Origin of the sequence: Paracoccus sp. (in: a-proteobacteria), assembly GCF_030538655.1 — a bacterium.
Taxonomy (GTDB): domain Bacteria; phylum Pseudomonadota; class Alphaproteobacteria; order Rhodobacterales; family Rhodobacteraceae; genus Paracoccus.
On sequence record NZ_JAUNTO010000004.1, the window covers coordinates 93,610 to 109,699 of the forward strand.

Here is a 16,090-nt window from a genome sequence, read left to right on the forward strand (position 1 = left end):
CCGGACCCCCAGAGGATATTTATGGACAGAAGATGCGGGGGCTGTGGTTCTGATAACACAACCTTGTCAACCTGACCTTTGGTTTGCTAGTCGGTTGGAAACGCGCGAAGGACGGATCATGGCCGATACAAAACCAACCCCCGCCCCCTATACCGAGGCCGATCTGGCCCTTATCAAGCGGATCATCCCGCATCGCTATCCGTTCCTGTTCATCGACAAGGTGCGCGACATCGTGCCCAACGAGTCGGCGGTGGGGATCAAGAACGTCACCTGCAACGAACCGCATTTCCAGGGTCACTTCCCGGCCGAGCCGGTGATGCCCGGTGTTACGATCATCGAGGCGATGGCGCAGACCTCGGCTGTGGTGGTCGGCATCAGCATGAACATCATCGACAAGCCGCTTTTGACCTATTTCATGGGGATCGACGCCTGCAAATTCCGGCGCATGGTGGTGCCGGGCGATGTGCTGGAACTGCATGTCGCCGCCAAGCGCGGCGGCGGCAAGATCTGGAAATTCGAAGGCCGGGCGCTGGTCGATGGGCAACTGGCCGCGCAGGCCGAATTCACCGCGATGATGGCGCTGAGGGCCGATGACTGAGGCCGTGATCCACCCCTCGGCCGTGATCGAGGACGGGGCTGTGATCGGCCCGGACTGCCACATCGGGCCGTTTTGCGTGATTGGTCCGCAGGTGCGGCTGGGGCGTGGTGTCGTGCTGAAATCGCATGTGGTTCTGGCGGGGGATACGGTGATCGGGGATGAGACTGCAATCTTCCCCTTTGCCTGCATTGGCGAGGCGCCGCAGGATCTGAAATTCCGGGGCGAGAATACGCGGCTGGAAATCGGTGCGCGCAACCGAATCCGCGAATATGTCACCATGAATCCGGGGACCGGGGGCGGCGGCGGCCTGACCCGTGTGGGCGATGACGGGCTGTTCATGGCGGGCAGCCATGTCGCGCATGACTGCCAGATCGGCGACCGGGTGATTTTGGTGAACAATGTCGCTGTCGCGGGCCATTGCGTGCTGGAAGACGACGTGATCGTTGGCGGCCTGTCGGGGGTGCATCAGTTCGTGCGCATCGGGCGTGGCGCGATGATCGGGGCGCTGTCGATGGTCACGGCGGATGTGATTCCGCATGGTCTGGTGCAGGGGCCGCGTGCACATCTGGACGGTCTGAACCTTGTCGGGCTAAAGCGGCGCGGCGCTACGCGTGCCGACATTGCTGCGCTGCGTGACCTGCTGACAGCGCTTGGAAGCGGCAGTTTTCGCGAAAAGGCACGTGGGGCAGCCTGTAACAACGTGACCCCGATGCAGCGCGAGGTGCTGGATTTCATTCTCGGCCCCTCGGACCGCAGCTTTCTGACCCCGCATCCGGGATGAGCGATCTTGCCATCATCGCCGGGCAGGGGGCACTGGCCCCTGATCTGGCCGCGCGACTGCCCGATGCGCCGGTCTATGCGCTAGAGGGGTTTGCGCCATCGATTCCGGCCACGCCCTTTCGGCTGGAACGTCTGGTGCCGTTTCTGGATCATCTGGCGGATACCGGCATCACGCGGGTGATCTTTGCCGGGGCGGTGCAGCGCCCACGGCTTGACCCCGAGATGTTCGATCCGCGCACCGCGCAGCTGGTGCCGCGCATGCTGATGGCGCTGCAATCGGGTGATGACGCCGCGCTGCGGACTCTGCTGGAGATTTTCGAGGAATCCGGCCTGACCATCTGCGCGCTGCCCGACATTGCCCCTGATCTGGTGCCGGGGCGGGGCCTGCTGTGCGGCGACCCATCCTCGCAAGACACGGCCGATGCCGAACGCGCCGCGACCATTTTGAACACCACCGGGCCGTTGGACATCGGGCAAGGCTGTGTTGTGGTGAGCGGGCTGTGCCTTGCCATCGAAACTCTGCCGGGCACGCAGGCGATGCTGGAATTTGTGGTCCGCCATCAGTCGCTGCGCAGAAACCCGCGCGGTGGCGTGCTGTATAAAGCCCCCAAACCGGGGCAGGACCGTCGGGTCGACCTGCCAACCATTGGCCCCGATACCGTCGATCAGGCCGCTGCCGCCGGGCTGTCGGGCATTGCGTGGCAGGCGGCGGGCGTTATCGTTCTGAACCGCGACGAAACGATCCGCCGTGCCGATGCGCAGGGGCTGTTTTTGTGGGCGCGGGCGGAATAATGGGCCTTTATCCAGGCAGGAAGCCCGCTTCCTGTTTGTCTGAATACGCAACTTTGGGCGCCACGAGGCCATCGGCATGAGATTTTTTTTGATCGCGGGCGAGCCGTCTGGCGATGCCCTTGGCGCGGCGCTGATGGCGGGGCTGCGTGATCTGTCGCCGGGGGTTGCCTTTGACGGCATCGGCGGGCCGCTGATGCAGGGACAGGGGTTGGTCAGCCGCTTTCCCATGCAGGAACTGACGCTGATGGGGCTGACCGAGGTGCTGCCCCGCTATTTCCACCTGAAACGCCGGATCGAGGAAACCGCGCAGGCGGTGGCGGCGGAGCGGCCCGCGGCGCTGATTACCATCGACAGTCCCGACTTTTGTCTGCGGGTGGCGCGGCGGGCGCGGGCGCTGTGGCCGGATTTGCGGGTGATCCACTATGTCGCGCCCTCGGTCTGGGCGTGGCGGCCGGGGCGGGCGGCAAAGATGGCGCCTGTCGTCGATCACGTTCTGGCGCTGCTGCCGTTCGAGCCGCCCTATATGCAGGCCGCCGGGATGAGTTGCGATTTCGTCGGCCATCCGATCGCCACGGCAACCCCGGCCAGCGCGGATCAAGCGGCGGCGTTTCGCGCAGCCCACGGCATCGCCGCAGATGCGCCGCTGGTGCTGTGCCTGCCCGGATCACGCCGGGGCGAAATCCGGCAGTTGACGGCGCGCTTCGGCGAAACGTTGGGGCTGGTGGCCGCGCAGGTGCCGGGGCTGCGGGTGGTATTGCCGACACTGGATAATCTGCGCCCCGAGATCGAAGCCATGACCCGGAACTGGCCGCTCGTCCCGCTGATTGTCACGGGCGCGGATGACAAACTGGCGGCTTTTGCGGCGGCGGACGCGGCCTTGGCCGCCTCGGGCACGGTGTCGCTGGAACTGGCGCTGAATGCGGTGCCGATGGTGATTGCCTATGATATGGCACCGCTCAGCCGCTGGATCATTCTGCGTATGATGCTGACCGATACGGTCACGCTGGTCAATCTGGTCAGCGAGACCCGTGCCGTGCCTGAATTCATCGCCGCAAACTGTCGTCCTGCGCCGATGGCGGATGCCTTGGTCGATCTGCTGCGCGGCGGGGCGGCGCGACAGGCGCAACTGGATGCCATGGCCCTGACGATGCGGCGGCTGGGGCAGGGGGGCGAACCGCCCGGCCATCGGGCGGCCCGATCTGTTCTGGCGGCGATTACTGCGCCGCAACCACGATGATTTCCACCTTGTAATCCGGCGTAGCCAGGGCCGATTCGCCGGTGGCGCGGGCAGGTGCATGGCCGGGGGCGACCCAGCCGTCCCAGACCGCGTTCATTTCCGCGAAATCCGCCATGTCGGCCATCCAGACCTGTGCGGTCAGAATGCGGGTCTTGTCGGTGCCGGCCTCGGCCAGCAGGCGGTCGATCTGGGCCAGAACAGTCTTGGTCTGATCGGTCACTGACGCGCCCGGCTCTCCGACCTGACCGGCCAGATAGACGATGCCGTTATGGATGACGGCCTGGCTCATCCGCTGGCCGGTTTCGATCCGTTTGATGTCACTCATGTTTATGCTCCGCTCCACAGGCGCCAAAAGAATATTGCTGTCATGCCGAATCCGACCGCGGCGATCAACAGGCGAAGCGCGGGCATCGGGATGCGCCGGGCCACTGGCGCACCCAGGGCACCGCCAATGATCGTGCCCCCTGACATGATCGCCGCCGGTATCCAGACCACCTGTCCCCCGGCTGCAAAGACCGCAAAGGCGATCACCGCCAGTGCAAAAGACAGCCAGCTTTTCAGCCCGTTCATCTGATGCAAGTCGGTCATGCCCCACATGGAAAACATCGCCAGCAGAATGATCCCCAATCCGCCGTTGAAATAGCCGCCATAGATCGCCACCGGCAGCAGGGTGCCCAGCCCGAACGGCGCAACTGCGTGCCGCCAGCCCGCCGCCATTCGCCGGATGCGCGGCCCGTTCATAAAGATCAGCGTCGCGGCCAGCAGCAGAAACGGCACCAGAATCGCAAAGACCTTGTTCGAGCTGACCAGCAGCAGGCCCGAGCCGACAGCACCGCCGATCATCGTCCAGACCGTGACCCGGATCAGCGGCGCTTTGGGTAAAGAGGCGATGTCGCGACGAAAACCGATGGCGGCGGCCAGATAGCCGGGCAGCGCCGCAACCGTGGTGGTGGCATTGGCGGCAACGGGCGGCACGCCGGTGAACACCAGCGCCGGAAAGGTGATGAAGGTGCCACCGCCCGCGACGGCATTCAGGATACCGCCCAGAATTCCGGCAATGAACAGCAGCAGAAAATCGGCCATGCGCGTCCCCTTGTGCAGCGCGGATCAAAGGCCAGGGGTGGCGCGATTGTCAACGGGCCGGGGGTGGACTTTTGGCGGGGGGCGGGCCAAGCCGGGGGCATGAACGCTGTTGCCCTTGGTCCTCTGGTCTTTTCCGCCGATCGCTTTACCGCCATTGCCGCGCTGGCGGTGTTTGTGCTGCTGTCTGAATTGCTGGCGCGGCGTGTGCACCCCCGGCTGGCGACATGGGCCTGGCTGTCGGTGCTGGTTTTTGTGCTGGCGGCGCGGTTCGGGCATGTGCTGGAATATCTGGATACCTTCGCCGCGCAACCATGGCGCGCGCTGGCCTTTTGGCAGGGCGGGTTCAAGGTGTCGAACGGTATTGTCGCGATGATCGTGTTCACCTTTGTTTATCTGCGGCGGCACGGGGCCTTGCTGCGCTGGGCGGTTCCGCCTGCGGCCGCTGGTCTGGCGACGGCGGTGGTGCTGATCCTGTGGACCGGCAGCGTCCCCCCTGCCGTGTTGCCGGATGAGCCGTTTCAGACGCTGGACGGGCAGGGCCTGATCCCGGCCCGTCTGACCGGCCAGCCGGTGGTGGTGAACCTGTGGGCGACGTGGTGTGGCCCCTGCCGACGCGAAATGCCGATGATGGCGCAGGTCGCGCGCGACAACCCCGAAACGGTGTTTCTGTTCGTCAATCAGCGCGAGGATGCCGCCCGGATCGCCACCTATCTGGCGACCGAGGGGATCAGCCTGCCCAATGTGGTGCTGGATCGGTATGGGCGCTTTGGTCGGCATTATGCCGCCATCGGCCTGCCCGCGACGCTGTTTGTCGGACGCGACGGGGTGCTGCGCAGCGTCCATGTGGGCGAAATTTCATCGGAATTGCTGTTGTCACGCATGGCGGCGCTGGATTGACGAAAGGCGGCCATGACAGCCGCCTTTCCTTGCCGGGGTGGGGTCGGGATCAGGCCGATTTGCGCTTGCGACGGGCGGCAAAACCCAGTGCGCCAAGCGCGGTCGCCAGCAGACCAGCCGCTGCAGGCACCGGCACGGGGGCCGGGGCCATGGTGTCAAAGCTGACCTGAACCCCGACGCCATTCGCCAGCGTGTTGCCTGCCAGCACGTCGAACAGGATCGAAAAACTTTCGCCCGCTTTCAGTGCAAAGCCAGACAAAAAGCCGCCGCCGAACGAGACCAGGCCGCTGGTATAGGGCGACATGACCACGCTTTGCGACGTGCCGACCAGCGTTGCGGTGATTTTGCCGACATCGGTTGCCCCACCAACCGCGCTGAGCGCGATTTGATCGACGGTCAGATCCTCGGACGCGATATAGTCGTATTGGAACGACGTGCCCGGCGCCGACACAATGCCGCCGACGCTGAGATAAGTGTTATCTGCGGCGATTGTCGTCGCCGCAGATGCCGCGGTCAAAGATGCCAGCGTCACAGCGCCAGCGACCGCTACTGTTTTGAAGATAGAAGGAACCATTGAATTGCCCAATCTTGTTACAGCAGTGAACAACCGTGCGGTTGCCCAGCGCCAACGTAGATTTCGGGAAAATCTGCGACAACAATAATGCGCTCAGAGCCATCACCGTGGCAGAATGTTGCGCCTGAACGGCGCATTTCTGCCAAGCGTCACCCCGGAAACGGGCGTAAAGCAGCCGCTTCTGGCACAACAGCCAAATGCAGCATTTGTTATGCTAACCGATAAGTGTGTTATGCACAAGTGGCAAATGGATCAAATCACCCAGATTCGGAGGCCATCGCAAGCTGCCATGCCAGTGTGACGGCAAAAACCGTCACAGGCCGGGGATATAGCGTGGCAACAGCGGCAGGCTGTCTTTCAGTAGTTCCTGAAGTCTCGCTTCGGCCTGTTGATCCGACTCACCGGGATTGATCGGGGTGATGATCCGCACCAAGGCGCCATCAGTGCGCTGAATGGTGATCGCGTCCCACAGCAGCCACATCTTGGCGGCGAAATCCCATGCCGTGCGGCGGCCATGCTGTTCGAACCAGTAATACACCATCATCCGCGTATTGCCCTGCTGGATGATGGCGCGGTTCAGATTGAACGGCTGATCCAGACCCAGTTGCGGTGCAATATCCTCGCGTTGAAGCCAGGCGATTTCCCAGCCGGAACCGGGCAGGCAGATCTCAGGCGAATGGATGCCGCCCTTGGACTGATCGTAGTAATAGGCCGAAAAGAACTGCACCGGCGTGCTGGAATCGGGATGCACATAGGATGCCGAGATATAGTCATCCGCGGCCAGCGACCGCGCAATCGCCGGGTCCAGCGGCACTGGCCCGTCCGACCGCCATTCGCCGATCCGCGTCGGGAACAGCGTCAGCGGCGTGCGGTCAACCTGAACGGTCTGCATTTCCGGGCGCATCTGAACCGCAATAGCACCGGCGATCAGCAGGACGGTGGCCCCGATCAGCGCCTTGGACGGCTCGATCAGGCGCAGACGGCTGAACTGGGTGCCAAGGCCCGACGTGTTCAGATCCAGCGCGTCCACCAGGCTCAGCCGGTCGCGGCGCAGGAACAGCAACAGCCATGCCAGCAGGAACAGCATCAGCACGCACAGCAGAAACACCACCCAACCTTCGAAAAAGTGGGTGAAGCCTTCCAGATGTTCCAGCCCGACATAATTCACAATCCAGCCCGCAAAGGCGATGCGGACCGAGTTCATCAGCACGGTGATTGGTGCCGCAGCCAGCAGCAGCACGGCCTTGTGCCAGACCGGGCCACGATACAGCACCGCAAAGATATAGCTGAACGACAGAATCGGGAACAGGTAACGCAGGCCCGAACATGCCTCGGCCACATGCAGCTTATATACGCCAAGGTCGATGATATTGCCTTCAAGGAACACCGGCACGTCGATCAGGCGCAGGAAGAACACGCCCAGTTCAGACGAAATCAGCTGAAGCCAGGTGGACATCTTGAAATACAGCACACCGGGCAGCGGCAGCATATAGACCAGATGCAGCACCGGCGGCCAGAAATGCTTGCCCTGCGACCAGCCGAACGAGATCAGCAGAACCGCGCCGACCCACAGGATCAGCGCATAGGCCACCACGTCGTCGATTCCGGACAAGGTGCCAAGCGCGCCAAACAACATCGCCACGATCAGCAGCACCACCCCCGGCCAGCGATCTGTGACCGGGCCATCGCGAACGGGTTCTTCCTTAAGCTGGCGCAGGAACAGCAGTGCCGACAGCACCGGGATCAGCGGCCCGTGGCTGTATTCCGGCAATTGCCACGCGCGCAGCAGGGCGTTGATGCCATCGCTGAAAAAGGCAAAGGCCGCCACGATTGACAACACCAGCCAGAACGGGCCGGGGCGCATCCAGTCGGCAAGCGCAAAACTGCTGCGGGGGGCGGTGGTATCGGTCATCTGGGAACTTTTCCGGCACTCTGAAACGCGGGCAACATAAACCTTTGTCCTGCAAAAAAACAGCGGCAAATGCTGAAAATGCGATCAAGTTTCCTTTTGTGCGGCTGCCCGGTTGCGGCGCGCTTGCAGGGCCAAGCCCGGCAGAATCGCAAAGCAATCGGCATAACGGCGCGCCAGCCGGCGCGGATTGCTGGCCATGCGCCAGGCCCATTCCATCGCAATCGACTGCACCCACTTCGGTGCACGGACCTGACTGCCCGCAATGAAATCCAGCCCCGCCCCGACCGAGGCAAAGCCGCATTGCGGCACGGATTGCGCGGCATAGGCGGCGAAAATTTCCTGCTTGGGTGCGCCAAGGGCCAGAAAGCACAGGCCAATATCCTGTTCGCGCAACAAATTGATCGCATGATCCGCTGCCGCCCCCGTGGGGTCAAAGCCAAAGGGCGGCGCATGACGCAGCGCCACGTTCAGGCCGGGATGCGCGGATTCCAGCCGCTGCGCCGTCAGCGCCAGCACCTCGTCGGTCGAGCCTAGCAGACCGACCCGCGTGCCGGTGCGCGCGGCCAGTGCGGCCAGCGGCTGCACCAGTTCCGATCCCGGAATCAGATCGACCGGCTGCCCGGCCAGCCGTGACAGCCAGATGATCGGGTTTCCATCGGCGACGATATGGCTATGTGCCTGATAAGCGGCCATGAAATCGGCATCTTTGCGCAGCTTGACCAGATGATCCAGATTCAGCGTCGCCAGCGTAAAGCCCTGTCGCGCCGCCATCAGCCGTTCCAGATCGGCCAGCAAACCGGCGCGGGTGGGGGCGGTTATGCGGATTGTTTCGGACCGGCCATTGGCAAAGACCGGAATCCGCACGGATTCTTGCCGCTGATTCATCACTTGGTTACCCTTGATATTTACAGATCAACACGGACAGCAACTGTCTTGCATCCTCGGATAGCATGATCCATGGCAACGGAAAATATGTGTAACTGACGCATTGGCGGTAAAGTGAGGTTATGACAAATGGTTCCCGGTTCCCCCGATCTGACGGTGATTATCCCGGCCAGCAATGAACAGGATTACATCGACCCCTGCCTTGCCGCGCTGCTGGCACAGGATCAGGCGGCGGGGCGGGTGCAGGTGATCGTCGCCGCCAACGCCTGCAAAGATGCGACCGAGGACAAGGTGCGCGGTTGGACCGGGCGCTTTGCTGATCGTGGATGGGACTTGCTGCTGCTGTCGATTCCCGAACCGGGCAAGGTGAACGCGCTGAACCGGGCCGAGGCGGTGGCTACCCCCGATGCGCCGCGCGTGTTTCTGGATGCCGATGTGATCTGCGAACCGGCCCTGCTGGGGCAGTTGCGCGGCGCATTGGCGGTGCCGCAGCCACGCTATGCCACCGGCACCTTGCAGGTCGCGCCGGCACGCACCGGCACCACCCGTCGCTATGCCCGCATCTGGACAAAGCTGCCCTTCGTCAAGGGCGGTGCGGTCGGTGCCGGGCTGTTTGCGATCAACGCCGCCGGGCGGGCACGGTGGGGGGCATTCCCCGACATCATTTCCGACGATACCTTTGTGCGGCTGCACTTCACCCCGGATGAGCGGGTCGAGGTGCCTGCCCGCTATATCTGGCCGATGATCGAGGGGTTCGGGCCGCTGGTGCGTGTGCGGCGGCGTCAGGATGCCGGTGTCACGCAACTGGCCGAGCATTGGCCCGATCTGCTGCAAAACGAGGGTAAGGGCCGCGTCACCCCCGGCCTGCTGATGCGGCTGGGGCTGACGCGGCCGCTGTCGATGCTGACCTATCTGGCTGTGCATGTCGCCACCCGCGCAGGCCGCGGTGACGGCGGGTGGAGCAGGGGGCGCTAGGGTTGCGGGGCAGGTGGTAAAGGCGCTACAGCCCGCGCGTATTCAGGTAAATGGTGGCCGTGATGACAGAGCAGACCGAAACGCCGACAATCGCCTATCTGACGGGCGATTACCCCAAGGTGTCACACACGTTCATTCAGCGCGAGGTTGCGGCGCTGCGTGATCTGGGGCTGGACATCCGCACCTGTTCGATCCGCCGCCCCCCCGCGCATGAGGTTGCGGGCGATGCCGAACAGGCCGAACTGGCGCAGACCTTTTATGTGCTGTCGCAGGCAAAACATCCGCTGCGGCTGATTGGCGCGCATCTGGGCGCGCTGCGGCGCAATCCGCGTGGATGGGCGCGGGCCTTGGGGTTGGCCTGGCGCACCCGCTCGCCTGGGGTCAAGGCGGCGCTGTGGCAGATGTTCTATTTCCTCGAAGCCGGGGTGCTGGCCGATCACCTGCACCGGATCTGCGCACGGCATCTGCACAATCATTTCATGGATTCAAGCTGTTCCGTGGCAATGCTCGCTTCGGAAATGAACGGCACACCGTTCAGCTTTACCCTGCACGGCCCGACCGAGCTGTATGAGCCGCACCGCTGGCGTCTGGATGAAAAGATCGCCCGCAGCGCCTTTTCCGCCTATATCAGCCACTTCGCCCGGTCGCAGGGGATGCTGTTTTCGGATCGCAGCCACTGGAACCGGATGCGGATCGTGCATTGCGGCATTCAGCCCGAACGCTATGCCGGGCCGCGTGTGAGCCCGCCGGGCAAGACCATGGTGTTCATCGGGCGCATGTCGGGTGTCAAGGGCGCGCCCCTGATGATCGAGGCGCTGGCCGCCCTGTTGCCGCAGCACCCCGATGCGCGTCTGGTGATGGTCGGCGACGGCCCGGAACGGCCTGCGCTGGAATCGCAGGCACGGACGCTTGGGGTCGATGCTGCGGTGGCGTTTACCGGCACGCAAACACAGGATCAGGTCGCCGCGCATCTGGCCAAGGCCGACCTGCTGGCGCTGCCCAGCTTTGCCGAAGGTGTGCCCGTCGTGCTGATGGAGGCGATGGCGGCAGGGCTGCCCGTCGTGACAACCCGCATCGCCGGGATTGGCGAATTGGTCGAGGATGGCGCATCGGGCTATCTGGTGCCGCCCGGTGATCTGGATTCGCTGGTCGCGCGGCTGGATGCGCTGCTGTCTGACCCCGAACTGCGGGATCGCATGGGGCAGGTCGGGCGCGACAAGGTGCGCGCCGACTATGCTATCACATCCGAAGCGGCATGGCTGGCGGATCTGTTCCGGGGCAGTCTGGCCAGTGATCTGCCGCCGACGCTGCGGCCGCCGGTGGCATCGTAAAGATTTACGCCCCACCAGATAACTTCATGGCTGCGCAAGGGTGGCGCAGTGGTCAGATGGACCGAAGGGCTGCTTTTGCGTCGGCCACCGCTCAAGACTGGCAGCCGGGGAGCGACGCTTCACCCCGTTTACGCCACGGCGTGCCGTTCTCGTGCGGTGCCGACCAAGGCTGCTGCGGCACGACGCGACGGTGCGGCAACGCGAGAGGTAAATTCCACCCGTCCGGCCAGCGATCCGGCGATCAACCATGTCAGCGGCGTGATGTTGGAATTGGGAACCGCGTCAATCATATTGGCGATCAGCATCAGCGACAGCGCCGCGGATGCTGTGTCCAGATCCCCCCGGCGACGCCGCGCCAGCAGCGCGACCGGCACGATCAGCAAGCCGTAATACGACAGATAGCCGACCCAGCCGGATGTGCCCAAGGTGATGATCCAACCGCCATCGGTCACGCTGATGTCTTGCCCCGTGACCTGATCGCGGACCCGGTTGCGCCCCCAGCTGCCCCAGCCGAACAGTGGCCGTTCGTTGGCCTTTTCCAGCAGCATATCCTCGTTCCGGATACGATAGGCTAGGGAATCTGCACGCTGCTCGTTGATTTTTCCCGACCATTCCAGAACCGTATCCAGCGGCACCAACCCGGCACTGCGCATCATCGGGAAGGTCAGAATGAACAGCCCGATCAGAGCGGCAGCCATCAGTTGCAGGCGAATGCCGCCGAAAATGATAAACGGCAACAGCGCGGCCGCGATGGCGGTTGCCCCCATATTCCGGCTGATAAAGGTGATGAACATCAGCCACATCAGCGTCAGCACCCAGCGTGTCGGGTTACGCAGCGGATCACGCGCCTGTTTCGCGCCGCGTCGCGGGGCCGTTTCGCGCCTCGATCGCGCGGCGGTTTCCTGAACGGCTGCCGTGTCATCCGCGACGTCCAGTGCCACGGGTGCGCGCCCGCGTTGATTCTGGCGCCGCGCCTGGGTCGCCTGTTTCAGACGATCCGATGACACCCGCCACAGCGCCGCCGTCGCCAGACAGCACATTGCGCAGAAAATACCGACCGCCAGCCCGTGCGACATGAACACCATCGGGCGAAAGCCATCGCGCACATGCTGAACAAAGCTGTGCTGGTGATAGCCGTAAGTCAGGCGGTGCAACTGCGGGCTGAAACGCACCTCCCACAGCATGAAGACCGAATAGATCAGCGCGGCGGTCACGAGGATGCGCAGAAATGTCAGCTGCGCCTCGGGTGTGCCCAGAAAGCGGCGGGCCAGAAAGAACGGGATCAGCGTCATGATCGCGTCCTGCATCATGGAAAAGCCGTCAAACATCCGCATTGGCAGCATTGTTACCGGGCCAACGCTGAACGCATCCATATTGGTAAATGCGATTGCCAGCGGTGTCAGAACAAAGCTCAGCATCAGCAGCAGAAAAATCGGATGCCGTTTGCGATGCGCCAGTTTTCCAGCGACTGTTTCGCGAACCGATCCGGCGGCCCGAACCGTCGAACGCGCGGCCCGGCGCATTTCTTCGCGCCCCCGGCTCAGCGCCAGCACCAGCGCGCAGGCGGCGGGCATGGTGGTTTTGTCCAGATCTGGCAGCAGGGGGATGTTGATGACAAACCTTTGCGGCAGAAACATCTGGCCCAACAGGAATGTCCAGATCAGCGCCGGCACCAGTTGCATCCGCCGGAACAGCAGGATGGCCACCAGCGGATAGCTGAACAGGGCAAGATAGACCATGACAATGAACCTAAGGGCGACCAATGGTGACAGCGGACGCCGTATCATGCCACCAATCGCCGTCAAGACGAAGTGTTTGCCTGCAAATTTACGCGATTTTAAGCCGCAGCAGACAGTGTTACGGCGATAAGCCGCCGCCTCGGCAAGACAGTGGCGGGTGCCTGTGCTAGGGCAACGGTCGCATGCCCAACCTGACGGAGACGGTTCGATGTTGTTTCATTTATGGTGGCGCGCGCTGTGCCTTGGGGGGGCTTTGGCGTCGCTTCTGGCTGTGGCGGGGTTGCCTGCGTCCGCAGGTCCGGCGCGTTTTTCTGTCAGCGATCAGGTTGTTGCGCCAGCCGCCCAAGGGGTGACGGCGACGGTTGACAGCATGGGCGAGGGCAGCACGTTTTTCCCTGGCGGGGACTTTGAACCGATCATTCATCGCGACTGGTTCTATGCGGCGGACGATTCGCCTGTGGATCAGCCGGGACGGATCGTGGTCAGTGCGCAGGATGTCAGCCGTTGGGATGTGTTGCGCGATGGCGCGCTGGATGCTGCCGATGTGCAGGTATTGCGGGTCGAGAACGGCCGGTTCCACGAGGTGCGCAGCGGCACTGTGGCCCCCGGCGGCCATGCGGTTTCGGGGTGGTTGCCGCTGACGGGCGGCATGATCTCGGTGCATCCCGGTCTGGGCCGTGCGACGGTCTGGATCGCCGATTGGGAACGCCCCGGCGTGCCGCGCTGGTTCACCGTGCGCACCTATGACAGTCAGGGCCGCCTGTCGGATTATGCCGTTCCCGCACGGGTCGATGTGCCACAGGATCTGCGCGATCAGGCCAGCCGCGACGATCCCGACCGGCCCTCGGAAGGGCCGCCATCGGTCGATGATCCCTATGCCGCCACCGATCCGCGCGGGCCGCTTGCCCCCGAGGGGGTAAGCGCGCGGATGGACTCTGGTGCCAAGGTGCAGCTGACCTGGGATTTGCCTGCCGATGACGATGACATTGTGGGGGTGATGGTCTATCAGTCCTATGTCGCGCCCGAACAGATGCGCGGCTTTGGCCTGACCCTGACCGACGCCGCATCGGGTGAGCCTGTGCGACGCGGCGATCTGATCGTGTTGCGCAAGCTGATCGAACAGCCTGACCGCACGAAACTGGTCTCGGACCGGGTGTGGAACGCAGGTGCCGCTTCCAGTTGGCTGCGCCGTATGACGCCGGATTTCTATGATGCGCAGGGTGATGCGAAATGGTCGCTTCGCCCGCATGATCCCGATCCGGCGCGGACATGGGGCGGGCGCAGCTATCTGCATGTCGAACTGCCGGGCCGGACACGGTTTTCCCTTGGCGCGTATAATCATGCGGGAACCGGGCAAAGCTGGTATCAGGTGCTGCGCCCCGGCGTGGAATACACCGTGACCGCACGTCTGCGCGGCGCGCGTGCGGGCCGGGCGCAGTTCCGCCTGCTGGGCACCGCATATCAGGATTTGCCCGCCGTGCCGCTGGATTACGGCACGGAATGGGCAAATGTCAGCGCCACCTTTACCGTGCCCGAGATGCTGACCGAGGCGCGGCCTGTCGGCCAGATGGTGCTGGCCTTTCAGGGACCGGGCTGGGTCGATGTGGATGATGTGCGCGTTCACCGCAGCGACATCCCCTTTCTGGCGCTGAGCGCCGAAGACAGCACAGCCCTGCACGATGCCGGGATCTCGGCGCTGCGGTTTCACGGAATGGTGCGCACCGGGACCGACACCTATGATCTGCCCGCGCTTCTGCGCAGCGGCGGGTTCCGGTTGCGGCATCAGCAGATGGCCGGAATGCCTGATTCTCTGGGCTGGGCGCAGGATGCGGCGGCAGACCCATGGCTTCAGATCGAACCGCATCTGAACGATGAGGAATGGCGCGGACTGATCGAATATCTGGCCGCCCCCTTTGATCCGGCGACGGATGACCCTGCTGACAAGCCCTGGGCTGCGCTGCGGGCGGCACAGGGGCGGGCAGCCCCCTGGACCGATCAGTTCGACCGCATCTATTTCGAGGTCGGCAACGAAACCTGGAACCCGATTTTTCGCCCGTGGGTGTTTCGTGGCATGACGGATGCTGCGACCGGCACGCAATATGACAGCGGGCAGGTTTACGGTCTGTTTCAGGCCCATGTGGCGCAGATTTTGCGGTCCAGCCCATGGTGGGATAGCGCAGGGCTTGAGGACAAGATGATTTTCGTCATCGGCGGTCGCGCGGGTTTCGATTTCGGCAGTCGCGCGGCGCAGATGGCCGCGCCTGCCGATGCCGCCGATCTGTTAAGCATTGCGGCCTATAACGGCGGCTGGGATGAAAACGAAGGCCCGCCGCGGCGCAACAGGGCCAGCTTTATGAACCTGCTCAATCAGGTGCTTCAGGTCACGCCGCAGCGGATCGAACAGGTGTCAAAGGGCGCTGAAGATGTTTCCACACAGACCGGGCGCCGCCCGCTGATCGGCACGTATGAGGCCGGGCCGGGCTATGTGATGAACGGGCTGAATGGCGCGAAGCTGTCACCCGAACAGCAGCGCGAACAGGAACAGGTGATGAAAAGCCGCGCCGCTGGTGTGGCGACACTGGATACCTTCCTGATGCAGCGGCAATTGGGCATGACGGTGCAGAACTTTTTCACCTTTGGTCCGGGCGAATACTGGCGCTCGCATCAGAACTGGTATGACGGCGGCGCGGGCTATCCGGCGTGGAACCTGCTGGCCGCCATGAACCGCCACGGCGCGGGTGAGATGCTGGCCGTTACGGCCTCGGGCGATATGCCGACTCAGCGTCTGCGCAAGGCCGAAAGGCGTGCCGCCGTGCGCCGCGCGCCGCAAATCGCGGTTTACGCGGCCCGTCATGATGACCGACTGACCGTTTTTGCGTTGTCGCGACAGGTGCCCGACACGCCTGATGGCACCGACGCCTGCACCCCGGTCGAGGTGGCCTTGCCTGTCACGCGCGCCGGGTCGCTGCGCCTGATCCGCACCGGCGGGGCTTATGATGATAACTTCACCACTGGTCCCGCCCCGGTGATCGACGAAATCGCGTTGGACCCGGCCCTGATCCGTGACGGGCTGCTAAGGATCGGCGGGGCCGACAGTGGTGCGCCGGATTGCGGGCTGCCGGGGGCGTCGGCCTATATCTATGTGATCGAGGGCGCAGCGCCGTGACCTTGCGCGTATGTTTGCCAATCGTTTACCTGCCCCGGCAATCGGCTATCGACTTTGATCTGCAAAGGCGGCACAAGCTGCGCCGGAAAGCTGTTTTCCTGTAAGTTTGTGCGTCATCGTT

14 protein-coding genes are annotated in these 16,090 nt (G+C 63.6%); 8 read left to right on the forward strand and 6 right to left on the reverse strand.

Features of this window, described 5'->3' with window-relative positions:
• Positions 1-118 precede the first annotated feature (118 nt).
• From fabZ to lpxB, 4 genes are all read left to right on the forward strand, one after another.
• Positions 119-598: a 3-hydroxyacyl-ACP dehydratase FabZ gene (gene fabZ / locus Q4G22_RS04295; protein ID WP_303384663.1), complete on the forward strand. Its 480-nt coding sequence runs from the start codon at positions 119-121 to the stop codon at positions 596-598.
• A complete protein-coding gene (gene lpxA, locus Q4G22_RS04300; protein ID WP_303384664.1) occupies positions 591-1,379 on the forward strand; it encodes an acyl-ACP--UDP-N-acetylglucosamine O-acyltransferase in 789 nt (262 codons plus the stop codon). The genes fabZ and lpxA overlap by 8 nt, the downstream gene beginning before the upstream one ends.
• On the forward strand, positions 1,376-2,170 hold the full coding sequence (locus Q4G22_RS04305) for an LpxI family protein (protein ID WP_303384665.1): 795 nt from the start codon (positions 1,376-1,378) through the stop codon (positions 2,168-2,170). The genes lpxA and Q4G22_RS04305 overlap by 4 nt, the downstream gene beginning before the upstream one ends.
• 76 nt (positions 2,171-2,246) lie before the next feature.
• Positions 2,247-3,407: a lipid-A-disaccharide synthase gene (gene lpxB / locus Q4G22_RS04310; protein ID WP_303384666.1), complete on the forward strand. Its 1,161-nt coding sequence runs from the start codon at positions 2,247-2,249 to the stop codon at positions 3,405-3,407.
• On the opposite strand, the gene Q4G22_RS04315 is transcribed toward lpxB, so the two are convergent.
• Positions 3,385-3,732: a RidA family protein gene (locus Q4G22_RS04315; protein ID WP_303384667.1), complete on the reverse strand. Its 348-nt coding sequence runs from the start codon at positions 3,730-3,732 to the stop codon at positions 3,385-3,387. The two genes, lpxB and Q4G22_RS04315, sit on opposite strands and share 23 nt — an antisense overlap.
• A gap of 2 nt (positions 3,733-3,734) precedes the next feature.
• The gene (locus Q4G22_RS04320) at positions 3,735-4,490 is read right to left on the reverse strand and encodes a sulfite exporter TauE/SafE family protein (protein ID WP_303384668.1); all 756 of its coding nucleotides are present in this window, start codon (positions 4,488-4,490) and stop codon (positions 3,735-3,737) included.
• Positions 4,491-4,589: 99 nt separating this feature from the next.
• Between Q4G22_RS04320 and Q4G22_RS04325 the strand changes: the two genes are divergently transcribed.
• Positions 4,590-5,387 (forward strand): TlpA disulfide reductase family protein, encoded by a 798-nt coding sequence (locus Q4G22_RS04325; protein ID WP_303384669.1) that lies wholly within the window; start codon positions 4,590-4,592, stop codon positions 5,385-5,387.
• Positions 5,388-5,436: 49 nt separating this feature from the next.
• Here the strand turns inward: Q4G22_RS04325 and Q4G22_RS04330 are convergent, their stop codons facing one another.
• From Q4G22_RS04330 to Q4G22_RS04340, 3 genes are all read right to left on the reverse strand, one after another.
• On the reverse strand, positions 5,437-5,904 hold the full coding sequence (locus tag Q4G22_RS04330; RefSeq protein WP_303384670.1) for a VPLPA-CTERM sorting domain-containing protein: 468 nt from the start codon (positions 5,902-5,904) through the stop codon (positions 5,437-5,439).
• Positions 5,905-6,274: 370 nt separating this feature from the next.
• Positions 6,275-7,873, reverse strand: a complete 1,599-nt coding sequence (gene xrtD, locus Q4G22_RS04335) for a VPLPA-CTERM-specific exosortase XrtD (protein WP_303384671.1) — start codon at positions 7,871-7,873, stop codon at positions 6,275-6,277.
• An 84-nt stretch (positions 7,874-7,957) separates the two neighbouring features.
• Positions 7,958-8,758 carry a WecB/TagA/CpsF family glycosyltransferase gene (locus tag Q4G22_RS04340; protein ID WP_303384672.1) on the reverse strand — a complete coding sequence of 267 codons (801 nt, stop codon included), beginning with the start codon at positions 8,756-8,758 and terminating at the stop codon, positions 7,958-7,960.
• A gap of 129 nt (positions 8,759-8,887) precedes the next feature.
• Between Q4G22_RS04340 and Q4G22_RS04345 the strand changes: the two genes are divergently transcribed.
• Both Q4G22_RS04345 and Q4G22_RS04350 read left to right on the forward strand, forming a co-directional pair.
• Complete coding sequence (locus Q4G22_RS04345) at positions 8,888-9,733, forward strand: glycosyltransferase (RefSeq protein WP_303384673.1); 846 nt, start codon at positions 8,888-8,890, stop codon at positions 9,731-9,733.
• A gap of 62 nt (positions 9,734-9,795) precedes the next feature.
• A complete protein-coding gene (locus tag Q4G22_RS04350) occupies positions 9,796-11,064 on the forward strand; it encodes a glycosyltransferase family 4 protein (protein ID WP_303384674.1) in 1,269 nt (422 codons plus the stop codon).
• A gap of 128 nt (positions 11,065-11,192) precedes the next feature.
• On the opposite strand, the gene Q4G22_RS04355 is transcribed toward Q4G22_RS04350, so the two are convergent.
• Entirely contained in the window at positions 11,193-12,803 is a 1,611-nt protein-coding gene (locus Q4G22_RS04355) for a hypothetical protein (protein WP_303384675.1), read from the reverse strand.
• 349 nt (positions 12,804-13,152) lie between these two features.
• Between Q4G22_RS04355 and Q4G22_RS04360 the strand changes: the two genes are divergently transcribed.
• Entirely contained in the window at positions 13,153-15,969 is a 2,817-nt protein-coding gene (locus Q4G22_RS04360) for a hypothetical protein (protein WP_303384676.1), read from the forward strand.
• Positions 15,970-16,090: the final 121 nt, after the last annotated feature.

Coding starts and splice junctions, on each gene's coding strand:
- lpxA (WP_303384664.1), top strand. CDS start 591: ATGACTGAGGCCGTGATCCACCCCTCGGCCGTGATCGAGGACGGGGCT.
- lpxB (WP_303384666.1), top strand. CDS start 2,247: ATGAGATTTTTTTTGATCGCGGGCGAGCCGTCTGGCGATGCCCTTGGC.
- Q4G22_RS04325 (WP_303384669.1), top strand. CDS start 4,590: ATGAACGCTGTTGCCCTTGGTCCTCTGGTCTTTTCCGCCGATCGCTTT.
- Q4G22_RS04305 (WP_303384665.1), top strand. CDS start 1,376: ATGAGCGATCTTGCCATCATCGCCGGGCAGGGGGCACTGGCCCCTGAT.
- xrtD (WP_303384671.1), bottom strand. CDS start 7,873: ATGACCGATACCACCGCCCCCCGCAGCAGTTTTGCGCTTGCCGACTGG.
- Q4G22_RS04355 (WP_303384675.1), bottom strand. CDS start 12,803: ATGGTCTATCTTGCCCTGTTCAGCTATCCGCTGGTGGCCATCCTGCTG.
- Q4G22_RS04315 (WP_303384667.1), bottom strand. CDS start 3,732: ATGAGTGACATCAAACGGATCGAAACCGGCCAGCGGATGAGCCAGGCC.
- Q4G22_RS04350 (WP_303384674.1), top strand. CDS start 9,796: ATGACAGAGCAGACCGAAACGCCGACAATCGCCTATCTGACGGGCGAT.
- Q4G22_RS04340 (WP_303384672.1), bottom strand. CDS start 8,758: ATGAATCAGCGGCAAGAATCCGTGCGGATTCCGGTCTTTGCCAATGGC.
- Q4G22_RS04345 (WP_303384673.1), top strand. CDS start 8,888: ATGGTTCCCGGTTCCCCCGATCTGACGGTGATTATCCCGGCCAGCAAT.
- Q4G22_RS04320 (WP_303384668.1), bottom strand. CDS start 4,490: ATGGCCGATTTTCTGCTGCTGTTCATTGCCGGAATTCTGGGCGGTATC.
- fabZ (WP_303384663.1), top strand. CDS start 119: ATGGCCGATACAAAACCAACCCCCGCCCCCTATACCGAGGCCGATCTG.